This is a genomic window from Pseudomonas sp. AU12215 (assembly GCF_001675465.2).
In the GTDB taxonomy this organism is placed as follows: Bacteria; Pseudomonadota; Gammaproteobacteria; order Pseudomonadales; family Pseudomonadaceae; genus Pseudomonas; species Pseudomonas nitroreducens.
Window position 1 is genome coordinate 1 of the sequence record NZ_MACM02000065.1, and the last position, 2987, is coordinate 2987.

2 protein-coding genes are annotated in these 2987 nt (G+C 47.0%); both read right to left on the minus strand.

Annotated features, from left to right (window positions below):
* Positions 1-79: 79 nt before the first annotated feature.
* Positions 80-955, minus strand: coding sequence for a TniB family NTP-binding protein (locus A9513_RS34855; RefSeq protein ID WP_083196111.1), 876 nt, complete (start codon positions 953-955; stop codon positions 80-82).
* Positions 945-2852 carry a DDE-type integrase/transposase/recombinase gene (locus A9513_RS34860; RefSeq protein ID WP_176707239.1) on the minus strand — a complete coding sequence of 636 codons (1908 nt, stop codon included), beginning with the start codon at positions 2850-2852 and terminating at the stop codon, positions 945-947. Before A9513_RS34860 ends, A9513_RS34855 begins: the two co-directional genes overlap by 11 nt.
* Between the last annotated feature and the right edge of the window lie 135 nt (positions 2853-2987).

Here is a 2987-nt window from a genome sequence, read left to right on the forward strand (position 1 = left end):
GGATCGTGACGCGCTCTGTGGCGCTGAGTTCGTGATAGGACATGGGGCAACACCTTACCGAAATGGTCGGGTGTTGCACTCAGTTTTTGCGGCCGCCATTGATACGCACAGTGGCGGAGGCTAGGTCTGAGATGAGAAATGTACCTTCATCTCTTAAAATAGCCATCTTTAGAGCCGCGTGAAGGAGCAGTCGTAGAATGCGCAGATTCCCGGCGCAAAATGCGTACAGAGAAAATGCAATACGCTCGTCTGTCAGCGCAGGGGACTCGTGGAATGGCATGCAATGAGCAATTTCTCTACTAAAAGCCTCCAGTAGAGAAAAGTATATTTGTGCTTGCTCGGCTGAGTTTACAGAGAACGGTTCCAGGTAAGCCCTAAAGGGGAACCTACCTGCTAATTGCTCATCATCATCTACAATGGGTTCGCTATTGGGAGTTCCAGATAAAATAACGGTCCCATGGAATTCATTGGTTAATACTTTTACCCAGTTTCTTGTTGCAGTGCGCGTTGGCTCAGCTCCTCGAGATGTCAAGTGCTGCCACTCATCTAGTATTATTATTAAGGTTTGGCAGCTTTCCAATAAGGCGAATAGGCGTTGTTCGAGTCGTCCTAAAACTTGATTGTTTTTGCTGGATCCCAGTTTAAGCAAGATTTTTTCTACGAGGCTCTTAATGGAGGCGAGAGGCGGAACCGGGCAGCAGATAACAGGCTTCACGTATGTTATGCTATCTTCAAGCTCTACAATACGATCACCGCCATTCTGCGCCATTAATATGTCGCATATTCTGGTCTTTCCAGTTCCCGCTTGCCCGAGAAGTAGAACAGAGCTCGGCTCGTTGCGAGATTTTGTCGTATCAATCGCGTCATTAATAATATCCATTGCACTGCTGAATTGTGGGTGTGCAACGGTGAATGATGAGAACTTCTGCAATGCTTCGAGGGGATCATTTTCCATGGCGAAGATCCTCAAGATTGAATGTTTTGAACGGCTCGGGTAATGCGATTTCTGTCTTTTTGTAGCTGTCTTTAAGTCGGATCTCGTCGCTGTGTTTATATGGGTGGCTCTCCGATTCTGCAGGCCCCGACGCTTTCCGTTGATGATGTTGCTTTCTTTTGTTTTTGGTTTCTAAGCGAATCGCTTGTATATCCTCGTGCAGATCTTTTCGTAATTGTAAAGCCAGCGACTCATCGAAAGCTTGCTTCTTCTCCGCTAATCCTTTTTGCACTAGAATATGTTCGGTTAGCGTGAGTTCATGTTGATAGGCGGGCCTTGTGGCATACGCTGGGATTAATTCCTTTGGACTGGATCTGTGCGCTATCCATACTTCAGATAGGTCGCATGGATCGTAATAAACTATGGCCGTTTTGCTCCTGCCTAGCTTGCTGCCAATCTCTGCAACCCCAGGAGAGGTCCAAGATAAGTTAGATATGGTAACTCGCCCATTATTTATTACGCGGTAGCACATGCTGCGGCATAACTGATCTAAATCTGCATTTGAGTAACGCTCCGGTGGTGGAGATTTCTTGAGCAATTCGTCGCGCTTTTGATAGGGCGACATGTAGAGACTTTCGTGATGCGTGTTGTGATAGATCTCGAGCCATGTTGAAAATATTTCGCGCAATTGGGGTAAGGTTATCGCCGCGTGCCGCCTGGGTTTGTAATCTCCCAATTCCTCAGGCGAGCCTTTGGTGGTTCCAGGAAGCAGATGCGTTAGCCCTATGTCTACAGTTCGGAAGAAACGCTCGATAAAGGCCTTCGCATCCGGTTGACCCGGGGGTACATAACGGATGGTATTCCCTAGCGTTTTGGCGATGTTCTGGAACCAAGCATTAACAAATTCTGCGCCGTTATCTACATCGCATACTCTGAATTTCCCACCGCTGTTTGGAATGCCTTCCTTTCCTGCAATTGCACGTTTGACTGCCGACACCAGCTTTTCAGCGCATGGCGATCCCATAGAAATGTCCCATCCTGAACATTCGCGGGTCGCTGGATTAATTCCGGCAGACAAAATAGGGCGTCCGATTGCGTTACCGTTTTCATCACACACTTCGACGTCCATTCTTTTTGTGTCATATTGCTGGCAGGCAAATAGATCGTCATCTATGTATAGTGCTCGCCCATGTTTGAAGAGTCTTTGTGCTGCCCTCTCACCATTTCTAGATCTGGCGGTTAAATACGGATCTATGTTTCGTATTTTTCTCCAGAATGTGCAATACGCCGGTGCGATCAATAGCGGAAGGTCAGATCTTTCTCGGCGTTTGTTCTCCGTATTGATATGTCCTTTGAGAAGGCGGTAGGCATATTGAATGCTTGGGCGTTCTAGTGTGAGGTAGACGGTGTTTATGTAGTGTTTCATTAAATCTACGACGGTGTTTTGAACTCTTGTTTTTCTTTTGCTGGGGTAGTGCGGAAGTAGCGCTAAAGGATTGCGATTGTTTTGCAAATAGCGTTGCACCCATACGTATAGAGTTGAGACTGATGGGCTATGGGGGTCATTTAAAGACTCGGCTATATCCTTGATCAACTTTCTTGTTTGTTCTTTTGAACAAGGCGAGGATTCCCGGGCTTCAATATACGCTTGTACATAGCGGCGCCGGAAATCATATTTCTGGCGATCTTTTTCTGATGTGATTAGCCGGGTAGCATCACTTAGTTCGGATGGTGCAGGCGTTTCTTTTGTGAGAGTTCCCCGGTACTCCATTACTGAGAAGTCGGATAAAGACAAAAAACGACGCGTATTACGACTAAGCGAACAAAGAGACACGTTTTCATCAAAAACGCTGGTGATAATAAATGTTTCATTGTCTAGGCGATACTTCGCACCTACACATGGAGTTGACTGTCTCATGATCATGCCGCCTTAAGTGTAGTGCAAAGGGTTAAAGGGGGGCGGCCGCAAAAACTGAGTGCAACACCCGACCATTTCGGTAAGGTGTTGCCCCATGTCCTATCACGAACTCAGCGCCACAGAGCGCGTCACGAT